16 protein-coding genes and 2 tRNA genes are annotated in these 21490 nt (G+C 47.0%); 9 read left to right on the forward strand and 9 right to left on the reverse strand.

Annotation, left to right across the window (positions count from 1 at the left end; all coding sequences use genetic code 11):
• Positions 1-28 precede the first annotated feature (28 nt).
• Genes GVI43_RS01370 through GVI43_RS01380 form a run of 3 tightly spaced genes read right to left on the reverse strand, consistent with a single transcriptional unit; the run spans position 29 to position 3137 of the window.
• Entirely contained in the window at positions 29-1321 is a 1293-nt protein-coding gene (locus tag GVI43_RS01370; protein ID WP_159564642.1) for a F390 synthetase-related protein, read from the reverse strand.
• Positions 1321-2124 carry an MBL fold metallo-hydrolase gene (locus GVI43_RS01375; protein ID WP_159564644.1) on the reverse strand — a complete coding sequence of 268 codons (804 nt, stop codon included), beginning with the start codon at positions 2122-2124 and terminating at the stop codon, positions 1321-1323. Before GVI43_RS01375 ends, GVI43_RS01370 begins: the two co-directional genes overlap by 1 nt.
• Before the next feature lie 11 nt (positions 2125-2135).
• Positions 2136-3137, reverse strand: a complete 1002-nt coding sequence (locus tag GVI43_RS01380) for an NAD-dependent epimerase/dehydratase family protein (RefSeq protein ID WP_159564646.1) — start codon at positions 3135-3137, stop codon at positions 2136-2138.
• A gap of 761 nt (positions 3138-3898) precedes the next feature.
• On the opposite strand from GVI43_RS01380, the gene ydgT reads away from it, so the two are divergent.
• Together ydgT and GVI43_RS01390 are read left to right on the forward strand one after the other, a co-directional pair.
• A complete protein-coding gene (gene ydgT, locus GVI43_RS01385) occupies positions 3899-4111 on the forward strand; it encodes a transcription modulator YdgT (RefSeq protein WP_159564648.1) in 213 nt (70 codons plus the stop codon).
• A 923-nt stretch (positions 4112-5034) separates the two neighbouring features.
• Positions 5035-5110: transfer RNA gene (locus GVI43_RS01390), tRNA-Asn, on the forward strand.
• 155 nt (positions 5111-5265) lie between these two features.
• Here GVI43_RS01390 and GVI43_RS01395 read toward each other — a convergent pair.
• Positions 5266-7827, reverse strand: a complete 2562-nt coding sequence (locus tag GVI43_RS01395; protein WP_159564650.1) for a bifunctional diguanylate cyclase/phosphodiesterase — start codon at positions 7825-7827, stop codon at positions 5266-5268.
• A 412-nt stretch (positions 7828-8239) separates the two neighbouring features.
• Between GVI43_RS01395 and GVI43_RS01400 the strand changes: the two genes are divergently transcribed.
• Positions 8240-8315: transfer RNA gene (locus tag GVI43_RS01400), tRNA-Asn, on the forward strand.
• A 611-nt stretch (positions 8316-8926) separates the two neighbouring features.
• Here the strand turns inward: GVI43_RS01400 and GVI43_RS01405 are convergent.
• Both GVI43_RS01405 and GVI43_RS01410 read right to left on the reverse strand, forming a co-directional pair.
• Positions 8927-9889 carry a YhfZ family protein gene (locus tag GVI43_RS01405; RefSeq protein ID WP_159564652.1) on the reverse strand — a complete coding sequence of 321 codons (963 nt, stop codon included), beginning with the start codon at positions 9887-9889 and terminating at the stop codon, positions 8927-8929.
• Between the two features lie 18 nt (positions 9890-9907).
• On the reverse strand, positions 9908-10756 hold the full coding sequence (locus GVI43_RS01410) for a class I fructose-bisphosphate aldolase (RefSeq protein WP_159564654.1): 849 nt from the start codon (positions 10754-10756) through the stop codon (positions 9908-9910).
• A gap of 167 nt (positions 10757-10923) precedes the next feature.
• Here GVI43_RS01410 and GVI43_RS01415 point away from each other — a divergent pair, with 167 nt between their 5' ends.
• From GVI43_RS01415 to GVI43_RS01440, 6 genes are all read left to right on the forward strand, one after another.
• Positions 10924-12321 (forward strand): FAD-binding oxidoreductase, encoded by a 1398-nt coding sequence (locus GVI43_RS01415; protein ID WP_159564656.1) that lies wholly within the window; start codon positions 10924-10926, stop codon positions 12319-12321.
• 28 nt (positions 12322-12349) lie between these two features.
• Positions 12350-13693 (forward strand): FGGY-family carbohydrate kinase, encoded by a 1344-nt coding sequence (locus GVI43_RS01420; protein ID WP_159564658.1) that lies wholly within the window; start codon positions 12350-12352, stop codon positions 13691-13693.
• A complete protein-coding gene (locus GVI43_RS01425; protein WP_159564660.1) occupies positions 13690-14643 on the forward strand; it encodes a 1-phosphofructokinase family hexose kinase in 954 nt (317 codons plus the stop codon). Before GVI43_RS01420 ends, GVI43_RS01425 begins: the two co-directional genes overlap by 4 nt.
• Before the next feature lie 14 nt (positions 14644-14657).
• On the forward strand, positions 14658-16040 hold the full coding sequence (locus GVI43_RS01430) for a sugar porter family MFS transporter (protein WP_159564662.1): 1383 nt from the start codon (positions 14658-14660) through the stop codon (positions 16038-16040).
• Positions 16041-16118: 78 nt separating this feature from the next.
• Positions 16119-16631, forward strand: coding sequence for an RbsD/FucU domain-containing protein (locus tag GVI43_RS01435; RefSeq protein WP_159564664.1), 513 nt, complete (start codon positions 16119-16121; stop codon positions 16629-16631).
• A 21-nt stretch (positions 16632-16652) separates the two neighbouring features.
• Complete coding sequence (locus GVI43_RS01440) at positions 16653-18014, forward strand: sugar porter family MFS transporter (protein ID WP_246201398.1); 1362 nt, start codon at positions 16653-16655, stop codon at positions 18012-18014.
• 207 nt (positions 18015-18221) lie between these two features.
• Here GVI43_RS01440 and GVI43_RS01445 read toward each other — a convergent pair whose 3' ends face one another.
• The 3 genes from GVI43_RS01445 to GVI43_RS01455 form a co-directional block, all read right to left on the reverse strand.
• A complete protein-coding gene (locus tag GVI43_RS01445) occupies positions 18222-18716 on the reverse strand; it encodes a fimbrial protein (RefSeq protein WP_159564668.1) in 495 nt (164 codons plus the stop codon).
• 977 nt (positions 18717-19693) lie between these two features.
• On the reverse strand, positions 19694-20716 hold the full coding sequence (locus GVI43_RS01450; RefSeq protein ID WP_159564670.1) for a fimbrial protein: 1023 nt from the start codon (positions 20714-20716) through the stop codon (positions 19694-19696).
• 216 nt (positions 20717-20932) lie between these two features.
• Positions 20933-21457, reverse strand: coding sequence for a fimbrial protein (locus tag GVI43_RS01455; protein WP_159564672.1), 525 nt, complete (start codon positions 21455-21457; stop codon positions 20933-20935).
• Positions 21458-21490 lie beyond the last annotated feature (33 nt).

Consider the following 21490-nt stretch of genomic DNA (forward strand, 5'->3'; position numbering starts at 1 on the left):
AATGATTCTTACCGGGGTATAACCAAAGCTATTGGCTATCGCGAATATGCAGGATACGCCGACGTTTTTGGGTAAAGCTACCCGCCGGAATATCGCTAGAAAGAGTCCAACTTAGCACGCTATTATCAACCCCCAACTGCCCGAAAGTTTGCGCTAATCGTTCCTGACAGCGAACGGCCAAAGCCTGATCGCCTTCAACTGATAGCGCTAACGCGGTCTTATTACTCAGCGTTAACTGATAGTCTGCCGTCAAAGGGAGCACTTGCGCAAATACTCGGGAGCAGACGTCGGCAAAAACCGATATCAATTCTCCGCCTCCCCTCTTCGCTGGCAGATTCAACACGTCGTCGCATCGCCCTTCAATACGATCAATAGCCATACTGTGGCTTCCACACGGGCAGGAAGTATTTCGCCTAATCAATACATCATCGAGGCGATAGCGGACGATCGGCTGGGTCGTTCGGGTGAAGTCCGTAATAATCGGGACAAAGCGGTCATCGTCTAACCACTGGGGTTCAATATGAATAAATTCTTCATTAAGGTGCATTGTGCCGTGGGAACAGGTGACACCAAGGAATCCTTCCGTTGCCTGATAAACCTCTCTCACATCGCCAAAAACCTGTTCTAACAAAGCCTTATCTAATGGCTCAAGAACTTCCGCTACGGAAATAACACACCTCGATTTTAGCGTGGTTTGCCCATTCGTAATAGCCAGAGCCAGTGCCCGTAGAACCTGCGCAGGGGCAACGATAATAGACGGAGAATAAGCTTCGAGCTTTATCAGCTGCGGCTCAAAGGCTGAAAACAGATCGAAGAATTCAAAAGAGATCCAGCGGTTATCAACTGAGGAATAGAGGTTGTTATTGGCCCGTAAAAATAGAGCTACCCTTTCTCCATGAAACAATCCTCTCGGCAATAATTTTGCCAGTAAAGCGCCAGCCCAACGGGCCTGCTCGTCGGGGCTAACAACAAAAACGCCGCGGCGATGAGAGGTTCCCGATGAGAGACCAACGCTAAAGCCGTTAACGGTAGGCGTAAAATCCCTCGATGACTCGGCATTCATTGCACATTGCAAAACCTCATCCAAATGCAGGCCAGCGGTATTCATCCGATCAAAATTAGCCATCATGGTGGCTTTATCCATCAGTGGCCACTCTGACATTGGTCTATTCGCATATTCGCTGAAGTAAGGGCTTTTAATTAACGTTTGACGAATAAAACCGGAGATACGCCGTTTTTGATAGTCTTCTAACTGCGGGCGAGAAGAGAAATGGCACTGTCGGGTTCGCCAGTAAGACCACAGAAGCTTCAATAATTTCATCAGAGTGCCCCTTCATGACTTAAGAGGATTTTTACATTGGCCTTATCTAACTGATGAAGATGGTTCAACGTCCGGTAATAAGCCTTACTGTCAGCCATAATGATATTGGCAATGCGGGATGGCCCGCGTAATTCTTTATAGTTTTTATCTGACCAGGCGGCATCGGCAGCTAACAATACCCAACCATCCTCAGTTAAAACAAAGGCGCCAATATGACCTGAGGCATGCCCCGGCAATTCGACTAACAAAACCTCACCGTTACTGTCAGGCAATATAAAAGCCCGGGTGAATGGAGCCAGTTCTTCGGGTAAATCGGTTACCTCAAATTGCTCAATAAAGGTCAATTGGGATTCAAATACGTCCGGCACTAATGCCGGAACAAACCCCTGCTTTAACGCAGAAAACCCGCAGAGTAACCGCGTTTTCTCCCAGCCGGAACCGGAGCAAATATAGTGAGTCTTCGTAAAATCGCGTAACCCGGCAATATGGTCACCGTGAAAGTGAGATAAAATTAGTCCGTTTAAATCACCGGCTAAGATCCCTTGTGAAAGCAGCTGTTGAGCTATCGATTGGGAAGATTCAAAATAGACCGGCGTTATTTTACGATAAATAACAAATACGCCCTTTCTGGTCGCATCATCAAAATGAGAGGCGTATCCGGTATCCCATAGCCAACGGCCGTTCCCTGCCTCAATAAGGTAGGTTCTTGCCGGAAAGGCGCACACGGACAGCCCTGCGCCTCTTAAAGCAACGCAGGCCACGTGAGTACAGTATCCCGCTTCAAAAGTGGTGATTTTTGCCATAGTTTTATTGATTAAACTCCATTTTCCTTTATCCAGCGAACGGTCAAATCAATACCATCATCAATGCTGTAGCGGGGAATATAGCCTAACTCTTGCCGAGCCTTAGTTGAATCCAGCGTCATATCAAAATTCAGCGCGCCCATGCTATAGCGGGTAAACGCAGGTTCACGATGGCTGTATTGCGACCACAGCTCCATTGAACCGGCAAGGCGGCTCAATATCCAGTAAGGAAGCGGTTTTATGCGGTATTCGATATTCAGGCGAGACAGCAATTGCTCAATCACCTGCTTTAAGGCCACCGGCTGCTGATTGGTTATATTATAGGCAGAACCGGAATCAATACCAGCACAGTCAGTTGCCAGCCACATCGCCTGAACGGCATTCATCACGAAAGTCATATCCATCAACGTCTCACCGCCGCGGGGAAGAGGCAGTACGCCATTACGCTGTTTAATCAACGATAATATTCGAGGAATGAGCACGCGATCTTCAGGACCAAATAACGCTCTGGGGCGTAAAATGACAAATGTTGTATCAGGGTATTGAACCACCGCTCGCTGAATTTCCTGTTCGGCCAGCCACTTGGTGTGAGCATAGTGATTAACCAGTCGTTCAGGTAAATAGTCTTCAGCAATATTAACGTGATGGCAAAAATTGAAATAGATAGAAGGGGTCGAAATATGAACAAAGCGCTTAATGCCCCGTTCCCCGGCCTGATTAGCTAAATTTCGGGTAGCGATAACGTTGGCCGCATAGAAATCATCGTACTTACCCCACGGGGAAGAGAGCGCAGCGCAGTGCCATACGGTATCTACCTGTGCCAGTAAGGCATCGCTCTGCAATTGGCTTAACTGAGATAAATCTGCAGGAATAAAGGAAATATCCTGCTGCTGTAGCTGAGCCCCCCGATGCAGATCGCGGCCGGTAGCAATAACATCGGTGCCCTGCTGCTTTAGATAATTCACCGCATTACGGCCTAAACCATGAGTCGCGCCGGTTACCAAAATAGTCATAGATCCCTCTCAAACTCAGCGCATTAGTATCAGTAATAAACCCAACATCAACAATATTGTGTTAAACATATCTTACCTTATCAAATGCACGGCTTTATAATTGTTAATAGACGTATCTCAATAATATGTTTCTTTACCCAACCGCTCACAAACACACGCTCGTTCGGCGCTGGCGTGCCACAGTTCGCATTGCATGGGTATTACTTCACTATTTATCATGGATTAGATGATGCCCAAACGTTGGCCATCGTCTTACCTTCAGTACTTGAGATAAAAAAGAGTCTAAACGCCTCAAACTTTTCCAATATGCTGAACGCATTTGGGGATTAACCGACGATGTCGACAAGCATAGAATTAACGGTGCGATAGCCCTTACCCGGAAATTTTTTGAAGATATGGGAATTCCCACTTACCTGCGAGCGTATGGGATCCCGGCATCATCCATTGATGATGCAATTCATTATTTAGAAACCTTTAGTTTGTTGCCATTGGGGAAATATAAAGATACAGACGTAATACAAGTTCGAAAAATTATGAGCTTAAGTTACTAAAATGAGCCGACAGGCTAGAATAGCGTTATAAATACTTGTTCATTTCCTATCGGCATACTATGATACTCTTATAACTCGGATACGCTTCTGTTCAAACCCTGTGTTATATCGATTTCCAGATATATTATCACCAGCCATAACCTCGAATTAATGCTGGGCATGGTTTATCTGGATTCACCTTTCAATTAATTCTATTAAAGTAAAAATATAATGAGCGATATTGATTATTTAATGATGTTCCGAAAATGTTCAAATCACGATAGCTTAGAGCGCCTATATGACAAACTAAACTATTCTTTAGCTGATAATAGCATTCTGGCTAATATGTATCGTGCCGCAGACCATCGCCGCGCAGAGTTAGTCGCAGGTAAACTCTACGACTTAGGTAAAATTCCTAAATCTCTTTGGTCTCAGGTTAGATAGTCTATTTTCATAATAAAAGCGACCGACAACCAGAATTACTTATCTCTTAATATTTCAGGTAGTTATAAAATTCAGCTGTTTAACATAAATATTTATAGCGCTGTATACTATTTTCTACCTGCTTTGTTTTTATTGTCCAATTTTTACGTTATTGCTTTTCTACATTACAATATCTCAATAGGACTGTGCCGTAATATAACGTCTATCTAAAAAGGATAGTTATGAGTATGGAAATAAAAATATACTAGCATACAAGTAAAACTATACGCCCTTCTAATATAGCATTAGTTAAATAAAATCGTATTTAATACGAGCCGTAAAATTAATATAAACTAAAGAAAAATCAAATAGCAATAAATGTAGAGTTAATACAAATAAGGCTAGGCCTATTGCTAAATTCTAACAATTGTAAACATATAATTTGCAGGCTACTTATAATTTTCCTTATATTTTTATACAGCAAATAGTGTGAAAATATATTATGTAGAATTATATCTCATCCCATGAATATCACTACCCCATGGTTAGCGATCAGCCAATAAATCAATAACACATTGAAAAACAACGTCATTACCCACTACATCCTATTGTTTTCAAATGGATAACATAGGATTAGTCGGCTTTTTCCGAATAATGATGACGAACTGATTGAAAAGAATGCTGTGTAGTAATATTGCTCTATCACTGATTTAATATTTCGTCAGAAAGAACATGATAAAAACCTCGGCCGAATAAGGCTGAAATGCCTAGCCTAAAGGCCAACCATCACCTATCGATGTAATTATATATCGGTAGAAGGAAAAGCATTAACTTAGGTTAACAACCCGCCAAATCGTTCAGTTGATGAACACTCAGTTTAAAGATACTAATTTAGCGTTGACAGTCTATGAGTAGCTAGATATGATGCGCCCCGTTCCAACAATTCCTCTGTAGTTCAGTCGGTAGAACGGCGGACTGTTAATCCGTATGTCACTGGTTCAAGTCCAGTCAGAGGAGCCAAATTTAACGCCATAGATTTTTCATAATCTATGGCGTTTTTCATTTTACTTTCTTCAATATTGATTCAATAAAATTATTGCGACAAACCTTGCCGTTGTCCCTTCGCATCAGGAAAGTTCAATGACCTGATTTGAGGCCGTTCAGGCTATCTCCACTCAGTCATTCACAATATATCCGGGCGTATCCCAGTCATCTAACGGAATAGGACGACTGAAATAGTAACCTTGGGCTTTCAAACAGCCGAGTTCATACAGTTTCTCTGCAACCGCCTTAGTCTCTATGCCTTCAGCAATTAATGGTACTGATAGCCCGTTAGCCAACCGGATGACCGCTGAAATAATAGCCTCACTCTTAGAATTTTCGAGTACGCTACAGACAAAATCACGATCGATTTTCAAACAGTCAAAATTTAAATTATGTAGATAGGAAAGGCTGGAAAAACCGGAACCAAAATCATCAATGGCAATAGACACGCCTAGGGCCCGAATCCGCGTTAGCTGTTCCTTAATAACAGCGTTACTTTCCATTATTAGCGATTCAGTAATCTCCAGCGTCAGGTTTTTAGGCGATAAATTAAACTCATCTAAAACGGTAATAATATGGCTATAAAGATCTGACTGCATAAGCTGGCTGACTGACACATTGACATGAATCTCGAAGTTTTCAGGCCAGCCAGAGCTGATTTTTTCAGACAGTTGGCGGCATGATTCACGAAGCATCCAGCGACCAATAGATAAAATTAAGCCCGACTCTTCAGCCAAAGGAATAAATATGGAAGGCGCAACCATACCGTAAACTTTGCTATTCCAGCGAATTAACGCTTCAGCGCCAATAACCCGATTATTTTCAAGGCTAACTATTGGCTGGAAATAAACCAAAAATTCATCGTTAACCAGAGCCTGATTCAAATTAGTCAGCATCTGGGTATTTTCTATGGCTTTAGCCATCATATCTGGATGGTAAACTTCGTACGCGCCACTCCCCTTCTTTCTGGCAGCCATAAGTGCAACGGACGCGTTTCTCAGGTTATCGGGCAGCTCTTTATCATCAAATCTATCTTTAGAGAAGCCAACATTGCCGGAAAACAGCAGCTCACTTCCGTCATCACTTTTTACGCTAGAAAAAATGTGAAGATACTTATTAATCTCTTGGGTACATATTTTATCACCGCCGCTATGGGGATAGCAGATAGCGAACTCTGTATCATTAATTCTGGCTAATAGCGTGTCGTCAGGCGCTACGCCCTGCAGTCGTTTAACAAACTCGCGCAGCAGCGTTTCACCCTGTTTATATCCAAGACTGTTATTAATTTTATTGACGTTATCCAAACTAATTAGAATCAATCCATTCCACAGGCTTTGCTCTTCCTGAGCCGCTAGCTCGCGCATTCTCTCCGTCAAGCCCTCTTTGCTTAATAGGCCGGTTACCGAGTCGTAGTAAACCTGCCGTTTTAGGCTCAGGAAAGCCTTTGAAAGCGTCGTAGACATCTCGTTAAATGCATCATTTAACAGCTTGATTTCTTTTAGTTCAAATCGGCTTTCTTTCGGCGGTGTCCATTTTAACTTAGCAATCAACCGGGCTTGCTTGGCTAATTCAAGAATAGGCGTTGTGATTCGAGATAGCGTGAACCAAGCCAGCGTCACGCCAATAATAAAAATAGACAGAATCAAAAATACGGTAACCATCCGGTCGCTACTAAATATTCCCACCAGATCGTCCTGTGGAACAATAACCACCATGCGCCAGTTAGTTAATCCTAGCTCTTCACCAACGAAAACCATTCGACCATAAAAAGTGTCCCCGTGAACCTCAAAGGTAACTTTAGAGATCTTTGGATTAGCAAGATACGGGGCAATGCTGCGAACGATCGGACTATCGCTGCTGGCGGGCAATAATAAGTGCGCATTACCCTGATTAGCCAACCCGGATAAAGTAGAAGGAGTACTTTTCTCAATCGTTGAGTGAGAAATAATCTCATTATTTCCATTAATGATAAAAATAACACCATTACCAAGGTTCGGTATGTTGCGAAGGTAGTGGTTAAACTCATCAAGCTTAATATCGCTAGAAACAACCCCGACATAGCGCTTATTGATATCATAAACAGGGCTGCTGTAAGAAATGCTGGTACCTTTCAAAGCATCCATATCTTGATAGGCCGGAGTCCAAGATGCAGTCTGGCTTTTATTCGTTTCACGATACCAAGGGCGCGTTCGGGGATCGTAAGCGTTAACGACGGTACGTACTGGGCTATCTACTGACAAATCGGAGTAAAAATTTAATACACCATGGGTTCTTGAGTCTTTTAAAATTAAGGAAAAAGTATCTTTCTGGGCTCCCCGGCTGATACCAACATAGTCACCGGTAATTGAGCCAAATGCTACTAGGCTAAGCTGTGGAGAATAAGGAAAAACCCGCCTCATGGTTCGTCTTAACGGTGACTCAAACTCCTGAAGATCCTTCATATCATCGACCAATAGCTCACGCATTGTCATCTCGACGGCAGCATTGGCCTGAATAGGAACCTTCAGGTAATTAAACAGATTATTATGAACAGTCTCTATTTGAGCCGAAGTTATTTTTTCGCCCAGAGTATTAAAAATAAGGTTTTCACTGCGAAGTTGTAAAAATATGGCCGAACCAAACATGATGGTCAATATAAGAACAAAAAGCGATGTAACCACCAGCTTTAAGGATACTGTATTCAGTATTCGCACATATTCACCACTTCTAATGATAAAACAATAAGTTATAGTCTAACTTCAACAATTCCTTCTGAGGTTACTCACGCTATCGTCCAAGAAAACTTATTGCTAAGGCCCAATTATCTTAAGTTTATATTAAATTGAATAACTCCCCCTACTGAAGCTAAAAGTATTTTCTAGAATGAATAAAAAATAAGAAAATAATATTGCGAAGACTTAACTTCATCAATTAACAACTAAATAGAATAGAGACAAAAAGCCCTACTTTTTTATAGCAACGTATTGATGCCCAGTTAACTAAGTGGCTAAATTTAAAGCAAACAACGGTGAAGTTGTCTGAAGTATGAGCAAACAAATCAGATTCACTTTGCGAGCTGTTGACAGCGTTGCTATTGCCGGATATGATTCGTCCCGTTCAAGCGATTCCTCTGTAGTTCAGTCGGTAGAACGGCGGACTGTTAATCCGTATGTCACTGGTTCAAGTCCAGTCAGAGGAGCCAAATTCTTGTATGAAGACGTTACTACGCGTTTTCAAACAGTTAAAAGTCAAGTAGTTATCAAAACCAGTTGTCCTTATAAGGGCTACTGGTTTTTTTATATCCGTAGTTTTTGGAAGCTGAATTGGAGCCTTGGGGTTCAACCCAAAAACGGAGCCCCCAGTTATGCGCGCTTCACCACCAGGGGTTCCAATCTCGGCTCGTCGCCTGATTTTGCAAGTGCGATACTGCGAAAGTAAATTTCAGGCAATAAAAAACCCCGCTGGTGAGACGGGGTTCTTTATTTTTCGCCCTTCGCGACAGGTCATCGTGAAGCGGCAGTGTGTGACAACACACCCTAACAAGTATACCCAGCACCAACAGGCAATGTAAGGGTTAGGTGCTGGCGTCGCGCTCCTTATAGAAAGGAGCAAGCGGATGAGCATGTTGTCTGTGATCGTCGCCGTGCTGGAGCTTATACTAGCTCTGTTACGGCTGATTAACCTGCTGAATTAATTCTCAGGTTGAAACACAGCTAAAGGGGAAGGCCCCTTCCCCTTTTAAGAAATATGTCGCCCAAACGGGCCAGCTTTATTCCCATCGCAGATAATAGCGTTGAAGATTAATCCTGCATTTTATCGAAAACGTAACGCAACAGGTACGCCGTTGAAGTGCGGGTTGGACGTATCTAAAGGAAGCATAGCCTGTCTCCTCAGCATGGCAAAATCCAGCTGACGCAGTAACTGGGCAATCGGCGACGCAGCTCGAACGACCAGTACGGCGCTGGAGATAGCGTTTGCCATTTCCAACGCCTGAGGTTTGTCCAGCGGGCGAATTTCCAGCCCCACTTTATCGAGTGGAATCAGCGAGGTTTCCTGATGCCACACGCCGGTATCCACTTCCCCCAGAAAAACCAAACGCGGCAACAGCGTAAAATCCACTTCCACGTAATCGCAGTCTTGTTCAGGAAACTGCGCCCGGGTCAGCCGTTGATGATCGCTGGAATGGGAATCGATCCCAACCCGGGGACGACGGCTGCCTGCCACTCCGGTTTTTTCCACCACTACCAGACTTTCCGGGCGGTAGTAACTACCGTTGCCAACGTCAAACATCTCATAGTTTGGTGTCAGGGGATCTGCCAGTAGCATTTGAGCCGAACCCGAAGAGAGCAGAACGATATCCGCAGCATCGTTTTGGAGAGCGGCAAGGCGCGAATATGCACCGCGCAAATAGCTTACTGTTGCTGCCACATCCCACTGACTGCACTGTTGTGCGAACGCAGAGGCAATCTGAGTCGCTTCCTGTGAGCCTCGCGGCGGGAGAAGAATATGCACGGGCGGCATGCGCGCGGCATCCCAGAGCTGAGAAAAGTTCCAAGAGACCACAAAGGTCCCCTGATGACCACGGGAAACAAGAGCGACAGCGCCAGATTTTTTGAGTTCCTGCAGCGCTTTTTGCACCGTACCGGAGCCTATTCCCATCACCTCCTGAAACCAGGAAGTGATGGGCAGTCGGCCAGACTGCCCGAGAGAGATAATAGTACGGGCAATAAATGCGACCGGAGAAAGCTGTTTTATATCGTTCGTAATAACCGTCATTGTTTCCATCAATTTTTATCATTCCAGAAGCAGCGACGCCTGTTCAACGCTCTGTTTTTCATGCACTACAGCATGCAAGGCACGAAGCACGCTAGCAGGCTGCTGCGCACGGAAAATACGCCGTCCAAACATCACCCCTTTCGCACCCGCCTGCATGGCGTCGGCAGCCAGTTGCAGCGTGGAGTGCAGGTCTTCACCGCCCGCGCCACCCGCAAGCAGTACAGGAGTATAGCAAGTGCTTGTAACTGCGGCAAAATCCTCAACGGAACCGGGCCACAGTGCTTTCACCAAATCGGCACCAATATCCGCAGCAATGCGGCAGTACATACTCATCACTTTCGCGCTGAGCGCGTCCGGATCGATCCCTTCCAACGCGGAGCGTGGCTCGATAATCAGCGCAATACCGTGGCGTTCGCAGTCACGGGCGATACGCACGTTGCGGGCAATCTCTGCCTGCTCCAGCGCCGTATCTTTCTGGCCCAGATACATATAGGTCATTACCGCATCGATGCCACACGCCGCCACTTCGCTGATATCCGCAAGCTGCGCCAGTACGCCTTCGCTACGTCCGTCTTTTCCGGGTGTATAAATACTACGGGCATGGTTCTTCCAGTCTAGATGAAGAACAAATCCCGGCCGATCGCGGCCCACCCAAGTCTTTTCAACCAGCGGGATCATGCCTGGTGACACCATCACGCCGTCAGCACTGCGCAGTTGAGTAAAGACCGATTCAATTTCACCGCGCGTTTTCAGACCGGATGGTGGGCCGGACATTACGCCGTGAGAGGCCGCAACTACCACCGCACACCCTGTTTCCGGGCGCAAAATACGACCTAATCGAATAGCTTTTCCGGTACGGGAATCCATGTTGATCTCCTTCACAAAGTTGATAAAACCGTTTAAATGCAATTTGCAGATTTCTGCAAATTGATCGTATATTAGACAAACACATGATGTCAACGAAATATACCCTGCACGTTCTTGCCTCACCCAACGACAGGGAATTATCTACCGCAGTCACAACAGGAGTAGCTATGTCCAACATTTCCCCTCTCATTAGCGCGCTGAAAAATATCATGCCTGAAAAGCAGGTTTTGACCGACATCGATACGCTTCAGGCGTCAAGCCACGATACCTGGCCGTTATCTACCAAGCTGAGACGTTTAGGGTGCCATGATTATCAGGCGGATGTTGTGGTAAAGGTCACTGATGAACAGCAGATCCAACAGGTTTTGGCTCTGGCGAGAGATTACGATACGCCGGTTACGCCGCGCGCGTTAGCATCTTCCGTTACCGGCCAGCCTCTGCCAACCCGCGGGGGTATCGTAATGGACCTGAGCGAAATGACGCAGAACCGGGAAATTAATACCACCAATATGACGGTGGAAGTTTCTACCGGCTATAACGGCGGGGAACTGGAAGATGACCTTCAGCAAATGGGCTGGACGCTGGGCCATTCACCGCAGTCGCTTTATCAGTCCAGCGTTGGCGGCTGGTTATCAACGCTTGCGACCGGGCAGTTTTCTTCTTACTACGGTGGCATTGAAGATTTGATCACTGCCTACACCGTGATCCTCGCTACCGGCGAACGCGTGCGTCTAAAGGCCTCGCCGCGCGCCGCGATGGGGCCGGATCTGCGCCAGCTGTTTATCGGCGCGGAAGGAACGCTTGGTATCGTGACGTCAGTACAGTTGAAGATGTTCCCGCTGCCGCAAACGCGCCTTTACGACTCGCTGGAGTTGCCCTCCGTTGAGGCGGGACTGAATATCATGCGCGAACAGGCGATGGCCGGGTTACGTCCTTTTCTGCTGCGCCTGTACGACACGGCTGAAGCACGCCACGCCATGCAAAACCCCACACAGAATAAACCGGTGATGTTTCTCGGTACTCAAGGCGTTGATGCCGTGGCCCATGCCGAAATGGATGCCTTTATGACCATTGTCCATCGTCACGGCGGAACATCGATCGGCACTGAAGGCGTGCTGAAATGGATGGATCGGCGTTTTGATTTTTCCACGGTGGAAAAGCTGCTCGATACCACCGGTGGTTTTGCTGAAACCATTGAAGTCGCGCATACCTGGGACGGCATCGCCAGCCTGTATCACGATTTAAATAAAACGCTAACCCCGCTGGCGGGCGAAGTGTTATCGCATTTCTCCCATGTCTATCCCCAAGGCACGTCAATGTACATGATCCTGCTGGGGCATGAAGAAACTGACCAACTCGCGGTGGACAAACTGCGCACCGTCTGGCGGGAAACCATGCGCGTTTGCCTTGAGCATAACGCTGAACTGTCGCACCACCACGGCGGTGGACTAGTGCGCTCCCCTTACGCCCGCGAGTCGCTGGGATCGGCGCATTTGCTGCTGCGTCGGGTAAAACACGCGCTCGATCCGAACGGTATTCTCAATCCCGGCAAACTGGGGCTATAACTGGGACTATTAACGAGGGGTAATCACCATGTGGTTTCTCGGCATTGATATCGGCACCACCCATATAAAGATCGTTGGTATCCGCGAGGACGGTGCGCTGCTGCCGGTGAGAAAGTGTCGTACGCCCGTCATCTCGCGTGACGGACTGACATTTCACGATGCACAAGCAGTGTGGCAAACCCTGTCGGCACTGATCGCCGAGTACTCACAGAGCGAGGCAACGGCCTGTGGCCCGCTGGCGGCAATCTCAATAGGAACGTTTGGTCAGGAAGAATCGGTCGCGGTCAATTCAAGCGGCGATGTTATCTACCCTTCGCTGGCATGGTGGGAAAATTATCCCCAAGCGGCGTTAGACGTCGAAACCCATCAATGGCTGGACAGCCAGGAGCACTACGCTGTCTCAGGCATGCGATCGCGCCCGAATCAAAGCCCCGAGCGCCTGAGTTGGATCCGCCAGCACCATCGGGATATTTGGCAGCACATCGAGCAATGGGTCGATTTCGGCAGCTATGTGATGTGGCGTTTGACCGGAGAATGGCGAGCCTGTAGCTCGCAGGTCACCCACTCCCAGTGCATCGATCTCAAATCTATGCGGCCACATGAGCCAACGCTGGAAAAACTCGGGTTAAGGCCAGAGCTGTTTGCCAAAATCGCAGATACCGGAGAGTGCTGCGGGGAAATCCGCGCGGGCAGTCTGCCCGGTGTGGCACTGTATCCCGGAGCCAGCGTGTTTATTGGTGGTCACGATCAGATCGTGGGCGCTTGGGCAGTACAGAGCCACCAACCCACCAATGTCTTCGACTCGATCGGTACGTCCGAATATCTGATGGTGCTAACGCCTCATTTTCCGGATACCGCCATTGCCTGGCAACTGGGTGTGGATATCGAACGCACTTGGCAGCCGGGCGAATACGTGATGGGCTGCGCCACCCCTTCAGGCAAGATCATTCAGACGCTGGCAGAACTGCTGTATCAGGGAGACTACGGCCTGCTTTTCAACGATTTACTTGAAGAAGGCCATACGCCGGGGCTGTCGGTTTCGGTCAATGAAGATGAAGGGCTGGGGCTATTTTCACTGCATCACCTTAATGCAGGCGTTCGGCCAGCGGATGTGGTTCAGGCAACGCTTAATCACATCGCCGATCGGGCCTACCGGCTGCTGACCCATATGTGTGAAATCGGAGGGATCCGTCCGCAGGATGCGGTGCTGATGGGATCGCTGTTCCAGCGTCAGGAGATGCTGGAACACCGCAAACGCCGATGGCAGATGCCGCTTTTTGTCAGCAAACTCGCCGAGCCGGTCGCCACGGGTGCCGCCACCATCGCCCGCGAAAGCTGGCTTATCGCAACCAATCAGGAGGACCGCCTGTGAACGTGATTATCGCCTCGTTGAATACCGCCATCGAACGGCTGTTACTGGTGGATAAACAACAGCCCGGGCAGGTACACCGCCTGCTGGACGACAAAACGTTGGCCGGCGGCAAAGGCGTGAACGTGGCGCGGGTGCTGCGCCAGCTACGGCCGCAGTTAGACAACGCCCCTGCCCCGCTGCTGGTCGGTTTTCTGGGCGGCGCAACCGGCCGCCTGTGTCGGGAACTGCTGGAACAAGAGCAACTGGCCGGGCGTTGGTGCGATATCGCCGCCAACACCCGTATCTGCGAAGTGGTGACGGAGCAAGCTTCGCCGGAAAAAGCCAGCGTGTACAACGCTGCCGGGCCGGAGATCCAGCCGGATGAACTCACCGGGCTACACGACATGCTCGCCGATGAAATGCAGGAAGCCGGTGCAGTTATCTGCACCGGATCATTGGCGAAAAACCTGGCACCGGACGAGTATGGCTACTGGATTTCACTAGCGCGAAGACATGGGGTGCTCTCGCTGCTAGATACCCACGGACCGGCGTTGTTGCAGTCCGCCGCGGCGCTGCCGGACATCATCAAAATCAATCGCGACGAGCTGCAGCAGGCCAACGCCATATCAGGGGGCGATCTTCCCAACGACTGGCTGGCGCGGGGCGTTCGCTGCGTGATCGTCACCAACGGGCAGCAACCTACTCTGGCACTCACACCGGACGGCGATTACCAAATCACGTCTCCTGTGGTTGATACCGTCAGCCCGGTAGGCTCGGGGGATGCGTACTGTGCGGGACTGATCGCCAGCCTGCTTGCACGCCCCGACGCGGGTTGGGTGGAACACTTACGGCTGGCGGCCGCCTGTGGTGCTGCCAACGCCGCCAGCCCAACGGCGGGTCTTTCCGCCGATATCTCTCTTTTCGAATTACAACAACGCTGCGTGGTACGCGCTGTTTCGTCACCCGCTTGATAACGGAGAGTATTATGGTCAGTCATGCACACGTCACCGCAAAAAATGTCTGGATGCGTAACGTTCTGTTGATCTCGTTCGTTACCGCCGTCGGCGGATTTCTATTTGGTTTTGATAACGGCAGTATTTCAGGCTCGGTCGGCTTTTTACAAAGCAAGTTCGCTCTCGATGCGGACGGCATCGGCTGGATGACCTCATCGATTATCGTCGGTTGTATCATTGGAGTTGCTCTGGCTGGCCCACTGTCGGACGCGATTGGCCGTAAGAAGGTCTTGCTGCTAACCGCACTGATTTTTATCTTTGGGGTGCTGGGTCAGGCGATGGCGACATCGGCCGAAATGCTGGTGTGGTACCGCATTCTGGTTGGTATCGGTATTGGTGTGGAAACCACTATTGCACCACTTTACATTGCGGAAGTCTCACCGGCGCACATCCGGGGGCGGCTGGTATCGTTGAATCAATTGTTTAACTGCATCGGTAATCTGGCAATATTTTCTATTGCGGCGGTTATCGCCAGCAGTGCCAGCGAAGCCTGGAATATTGAATACGGCTGGCGAATTATTTTTGCCGCCGGTATCGCCCCGGCAATCGTATTTTTGTTTCTGCTGGCGAAAGTGCCGGAAAGCCCGCGCTGGCTGATTCGCAAAGGGCGCGATGAGTCTGGCCTAGACGTACTGCGCAAAATCAATCCGGATGAGGCCACTGCCAAAGCGCAGCTAGAGGCGATTAAATCCGCCCTGCAAAACGAGCACCAATCGCACCTACGCGAGCTGTTCAAGCCACGGCTGCGTAAGGCGCTGGTGATTGGTTTTGGCGTGGCGCTGTTTCAGCAAATCACCGGCATCAACGCCATCTTTTACTATGCGCCGGAGATCTTTAAAACGGCAGGCGTCAACGTTAGCGGCGCGATGTCCTTTACCGTGCTGATTGGCGTAATGCTGGTTATCTCCACGCTGGTATCCATGTGGATAATCGACAAAGTTGGTCGCCGTTCGCTGCTGATTTTCGGCTCTATCGGTATGGCCGTTTCCCTCTGCTGTACCGGGTTGCTATTTCGCGCCAGCGAAACGCACACAACCCTGTTGTTGATTTGTATTCTGGCCTATGTGGCGATTTTCGCCGTTTCATACGGTACGGTCGCTTACGTCATTATCTCAGAGATTTTTCCGATCCACGTGCGCGGCACGGCGGTGTCAATCGCCACCTTTGCGCTCTGGGGCGGTAATTTCTTTGTTTCACGCTTCTTCCCAGTATTAGTAGAAAACATCAGCGCCGCTAACACGTTCTTCATTTTTTCCGGCATATCCGTCATCGCATTAATTTTCGTTCTCACGATGGTACCGGAAACAAAAGGAAAGACTCTTGAAGAGATCGAGTTTGAAATGCAGCGTAAGTAGGACTCAGGAAAAACAACAGTAGCGGAATGAATAATGCAAAAGAACTAACTATAACCCTACCATCTCAGGAGACAATTTATGAGACCTGGAAAGATATTACACCCACAGATTGCCTACGCTTTAGCGAGCTTAGGACATGGCGATATTGTGCTGGTTACCGATGCCGGGGCGCCTATTCCTGCAAACGCGAACCGAATCGACCTTGCTTTCTGTGCCGGCAGCGTAGACCTTCTTGAAATATTACGCGTTCTGAGGCAGGAGATTTTTATTGAAAATGTCATTTTTGCCGAAGAGGTTCCGGACAATAACCCCAGACTTTTTCAAAGTGTCACGGAGATATTCACGGCTTCCGGCGCAGACTTTACCTTAATCCCTCATGCAAAACTTGTTTCTGATATCTACAGTAAAGCCAAACTGATTATTCGTTCTGGCTCATTGATGCCATGGGGTAATTTTGGGCTGGTTGCCAGCACGGATCCCGATGCTTGGTTTGATGACACAATGAAAATCATCCCAGAGTACGTTGAGAGGTCGAATCGCATCAAAAACAAAGCGGTCCCCAGAATAAATAAAGCTAACGGAATGGTGTAAAAAATGAATACAACGCATCATATGAGTTATAAATTATCGCTCATCGCCTCATTAGCCGGATTATTGTACGGGTTCGATTCTGCCGTGGTTTCCGGGGCAATCTCTCACATTAGTAAATATTTTATGCTTGACGCTATCGGCACCGGATGGGCGGTCTCTTCAGTGGTGCTCGGTTTTATGATAGGTGCTTTTAGTGGGCAATTTATCACCCACTCACTCGGCAGAAGAAAGGCCCTGATTATTACCGGAATGCTGGTGTTTCTGGCCGGGATTTTCACGGCATTTCCCTACAATTTCACCATGTTTATACTCTTCAGAATTATTGGTGGAATTGGTGTTGGTTTAGGCTCGGCAACTGCACCGATGTATATTGGCGAGATTTCAGCACAAAAGATACGCGGAAAAACCTTAGGCTTTTATCAGATGATGATCGCATTTGGTATTTTATCTGTCTATCTGGTCAATGCGCTGATTGCCAGCTGGACATCCGATCCAGAATGGGGAACTAACTACTCATGGCGGTTTATGCTGGGTGCGATGGCGGTTCCCGGCTGCCTGTTTATGATCCTCGCCTTCTTTTTACCCGAGTCGCCGCGCTGGTTAATCAATAAAAACCGTGAGGCCGAAGCCGACGATATTCTGAAATATGTGAATGGCAAAGACTATGACAGCAAAGCGGCTATTGCCGAGATAAAGCATTCTTTTGTGCATAATAATGCGTCATCAAAAAATGAATCGTTATTTTCAAGAAAATATAGACGAGTTTCATTCATCATTCTTTCTATGGCGTTATTGGCTAATCTTTGTGGCATTAATGCTGTTTTATATTATGGCAACGTCCTGTTTGAAAACATCGGTATTGCCACTGCGCAAACGGCATATTATCAACAGGTTATTATTGGTATCGCCTTCTTTGGCGCGGCGGTATGGGCGGTTTATCGTGTTGAAAAATATGGTCGGCGCAAACTGCTCATCATCGGCTCCTTTGTCTGTTTCGTCACCATAACCCTGCTCGGGATTTTAATCTGGATGGGTGTCACCAGCATTTTTATGCTGGCGCTGATCGTTATCTATATTCTATTTTTTGGTGGGACAGTGGGGCCTATTTTATGGATCATTATCCCAGAATTATCGCCCAATATGATTCGTGATAAGTTGATGTCTTGGGCGACATTCCTTATCTGGACGGGAAGTTTTATTGTGTCACAGACGTTCCCAATGTTAACTGACAGTGTACTGCTAACTGATTTATTCAATGGCAGTTTCCCATTCTTCTTATATGGCTTATGTTGCCTGTTGTGGTTTTTACTCAATGTATTTTTTGTGACAGAAACGAAAGATAAATCTCTGGAACAAATTAGTGCGGAGATGAGTAAAACGTAACGCCTATGCTGACTGTGCCTGTCGAGGGCAGTCAGACAACCACGATACTATAGCTGAGTGTTGATTGCTGGATATCAGAGACCAGTGGCATGAGAGCCATTTTAATTTGAGTCAAAAAATAATCCCGGCCATTTTTAACTTGCGCCGGGATTTTTAACTATTGGGAGTCAGCCGATGTAATAATCCTGAATCAAGACTCAGGCTATTCTATTGATACGTCAGGTCGAGTACCGCCGCACTATTGGCCGTTCCCGGAAATATAGGCACTTTCGTTTGATAATACCGTGCCTGAAATGCCACGTTTTCCATCGTAGATGCGGCATTCACCAGATCGATCGGTTGATTTAGTACCATGGGTACCGAATTATAGAGAATTTGCACCCCTACGCCATCAGCAACGCCGGGAGTGCCTTCACCCGTTAAGGCCAGAATATCGTTAGTCGCGGCGGCACTGCTCTTTCTGCCTTCCAGCGTGGCCGTAATTTTCGCCCCTTCGTTCTGGCTACAGTCAAATATAACGTTAAAGGTTTCAAGATTATTTTTTGGCCCCACGGCCCCTACTTCTGCCGAGTTCTCACCTAAATTAATATTAATATTTGGTGTGGTAGTCGCGCACGCCAGATTTTGTACCGTCACATTTGTCGACCCAGACAGCGTAATGCTACCCACAACGGCACCGGGCCGATATACCGATGACATCATTTCACCAGGAAAGGTGAGCAATCCTGATTGAGGCGTATCAATTAATATCAATTCATATCTATATACTAATGAAGGAATATAATCCTCACTAAATAGATAGGCAACCCAAAAGTTATAGGTTTTTGGTGGAGCAATAATTGCCTCACCATACGAATCCGCATTCGGCGAATTAGAATAATAGAATTTAATGCCTATTGATGGGTTCAGTGTTCGATATACATCGGAAAACCCCGGCACTGGCGATGACAAATTACTATATCCGAAAATATAGCTATTATCTCCATAGCCACATGAGACACTAGTTGTTCCTGCATTTACCCATCCACCAGAGTTATATACAACAGTCCCTACCGATGTATTCCGTTTAACACTTATCACACTGGGTAACATCGGTGTCGCATAAATTGTGCCATACCCAGAATTAAACGCGCATCCGGCAAACGACACATTAGAAATCAATAACAAACCAATAAACAAACTCAATAGTGTACAAAACCTATTTATTAACAAAGTACCATTACTCATTACTTAGTACCCCACCCTACAATGCTCATAATAATGTAAGTTCCAGCTCGGCGTTATTATGCGCTACTCTCGATCGTTTCAATCAAATAAGCAGAGCCTTATTTCAACGGCCCGCGCAGAAATCCCGTATATCAATCATCCGATTATAGCACATGGTAATCTAATTTCTGTACCCACTGGGGCACAATCATGCCCCTACTGTGACGCACTTTCTGAGCTTTTTTCGACTTTTTAATATAATAATGCTGAAAAGTAAAATAGGCCCATTCAGAGTCTGTAGTGGGTAAGATTATTGATGATTAAGTAAGGTATACAGCCGCATCAAAAAGTGGAGTATATGATTTAAACAATATTAGTCGGCCACTTTATTAGTGAGTTAGCGATCTCCGTTAATAGGATAGAATCACTCGAAGTGACGAACAGGGCCTAATTAAAGTTAAGCCCTGTTCTTTTTATTGATATGTCAGGTTAAGTACAGCGGTACTGTTGGCCGTTCCCGGATATATAGGCACTTTTGTTTGATAATACCGCCCCTGAAGCGCCACGCTTTCCGTCGTGGATGCGGCATCCATCAGATCGATCGGTTGATTTAATACCATGGGTACCGAATTATAAAGAATTTGCACCCCTACGCCATCAGCAACGCCGGGTGTACCTTCTCCCGTTAAGGCCAGAATATCGTTAGTCGCTGCGGCACTGCTCTTTCTGCCTTCCAGCATAGCCGTAATTTTCGCCCCTTCGTTCCGACTACAGTCAAATATAATATTAAAGTTTTCAAGATTATTTTTTGGCCCTACGGCCCCCACTTCTGCCGGGTTTGCCGTACCTAAATTTATATTAACGTTTGGCGTGGTGGTGAAACAGGTGAGGTTGAGCGCATTGACATATGTCGTCCCGTTTACTTGTAATCTTCCGACAACTCTCCCTGGCGCATATGTCGATGACAGCATATCGCCAGAAAAGGAGATGGAGCCTGATTGAAGCGCATCAATGGCGATGAGTTCATATTTATACACTAATGAAGGAATATAAGGTTCGCCATTGTTATAAGAGACATAAAAGTCATTGTTCACTTGCGGATACTTAACCGTCACACCCCAAGCATCTGCATTTGGTGTATTAGCATAATAGAACTTAATGCCTACCGATGGATTTGATGTTTTATAGACATCGGTAAATCCAGGCGCTGGCGTCATTGGATTACTGTATCCATAATAAAAGTTATTGTTCCCACGATCACACCAAAGTCGGGTTGTTCCGGCATTTACCCAATTACCTGAGCTATACAGCACGGTTCCTGGTGCTACATTTCGTTTTATACTCAGCGAACTAGGTAACGTTGTATAACCAACAATCGTGCCATATCCGTTCTCAAACGAACATCCGGCAAATGATGCATTAGACATCAATAACGAACTGATTAATAAACCCAATAACGCACCGAGCCTATTTATTAACAATTTATTCTTACTCATAACTGACTATCCTTAACTCAGGAATGTACTTCCCGCTTTGCACATGCCCTATTCTTATCCGCTTCAGTCAAAGAGAGTGGCTATATTTCTCTTCAGCCGTCTTCACACTAATTTCCCGTACGGGTCAGTTGCGCAACGATATACAAACGTTTACTAACAGAGAAACATAAAAGACATACCAATTAAGACGACTGCCACTTCAACTAATACAGCCGTTTAATCGTAGCTAAAGGTCACCATCATCACACCGTCTATCGTTCCACTCGTTACGTTGCCAGTCGCACTATACAGTCGAGCAGAAAAATCAAACGAGGCGGTATGTAGATCGGGTGAAATGGCTTTACTCATGGTAGACAGGTTTTGAACTGAAGTATCACTCCAGTTAGACCCAGCAGGAATGACTTTTATCCCTACGTTTTGCGCTGTGCCGTTATTCGCAAATGCGCTGCTATCGTCTGCATAAGCCCCACCTATAAACGTTGCGGTGGCTACGGTGGTACTAGGAGGGCAGTTCGATAAACTGATACTGAAATCCCTTATGGTTGAAGAATAAGATCCGGCCACGCTCAGATCCTGTTTCTTTATTTTTCCAAAACTCACTTCTTGTGTGCTGACATCGACAACGCAGGGCATCGCATTGAACCGCCCCGTGATATTAATATTAACGGTATCAGCCCATGCAGCGAGACCGAGTGACATCAGCACGATCAACAGACTTAAGCGATATAACTTGTTTTTCATAAAAACCTCGATCTCATCAGAATTAATATTTTC

Source organism: Budvicia diplopodorum (assembly GCF_009800925.1).
In the GTDB taxonomy this organism is placed as follows: Bacteria; Pseudomonadota; Gammaproteobacteria; order Enterobacterales; family Enterobacteriaceae; genus Budvicia; species Budvicia diplopodorum.

Bases quoted from the DNA above. Each gene is read 5' to 3' on its own strand.
- GVI43_RS01370 (WP_159564642.1), bottom strand. From the start codon at position 1,321: ATGAAATTATTGAAGCTTCTGTGGTCTTACTGGCGAACCCGACAGTGC.
- GVI43_RS01375 (WP_159564644.1), bottom strand. From the start codon at position 2,124: ATGGCAAAAATCACCACTTTTGAAGCGGGATACTGTACTCACGTGGCC.
- GVI43_RS01380 (WP_159564646.1), bottom strand. From the start codon at position 3,137: ATGACTATTTTGGTAACCGGCGCGACTCATGGTTTAGGCCGTAATGCG.
- ydgT (WP_159564648.1), top strand. From the start codon at position 3,899: ATGAGCGATATTGATTATTTAATGATGTTCCGAAAATGTTCAAATCAC.
- GVI43_RS01405 (WP_159564652.1), bottom strand. From the start codon at position 9,889: ATGACGGTTATTACGAACGATATAAAACAGCTTTCTCCGGTCGCATTT.
- GVI43_RS01410 (WP_159564654.1), bottom strand. From the start codon at position 10,756: ATGGATTCCCGTACCGGAAAAGCTATTCGATTAGGTCGTATTTTGCGC.
- GVI43_RS01415 (WP_159564656.1), top strand. From the start codon at position 10,924: ATGTCCAACATTTCCCCTCTCATTAGCGCGCTGAAAAATATCATGCCT.
- GVI43_RS01420 (WP_159564658.1), top strand. From the start codon at position 12,350: ATGTGGTTTCTCGGCATTGATATCGGCACCACCCATATAAAGATCGTT.
- GVI43_RS01430 (WP_159564662.1), top strand. From the start codon at position 14,658: ATGGTCAGTCATGCACACGTCACCGCAAAAAATGTCTGGATGCGTAAC.
- GVI43_RS01435 (WP_159564664.1), top strand. From the start codon at position 16,119: ATGAGACCTGGAAAGATATTACACCCACAGATTGCCTACGCTTTAGCG.
- GVI43_RS01440 (WP_246201398.1), top strand. From the start codon at position 16,653: ATGAGTTATAAATTATCGCTCATCGCCTCATTAGCCGGATTATTGTAC.
- GVI43_RS01445 (WP_159564668.1), bottom strand. From the start codon at position 18,716: ATGATGTCATCGGTATATCGGCCCGGTGCCGTTGTGGGTAGCATTACG.
- GVI43_RS01450 (WP_159564670.1), bottom strand. From the start codon at position 20,716: ATGAGTAAGAATAAATTGTTAATAAATAGGCTCGGTGCGTTATTGGGT.
- GVI43_RS01455 (WP_159564672.1), bottom strand. From the start codon at position 21,457: ATGAAAAACAAGTTATATCGCTTAAGTCTGTTGATCGTGCTGATGTCA.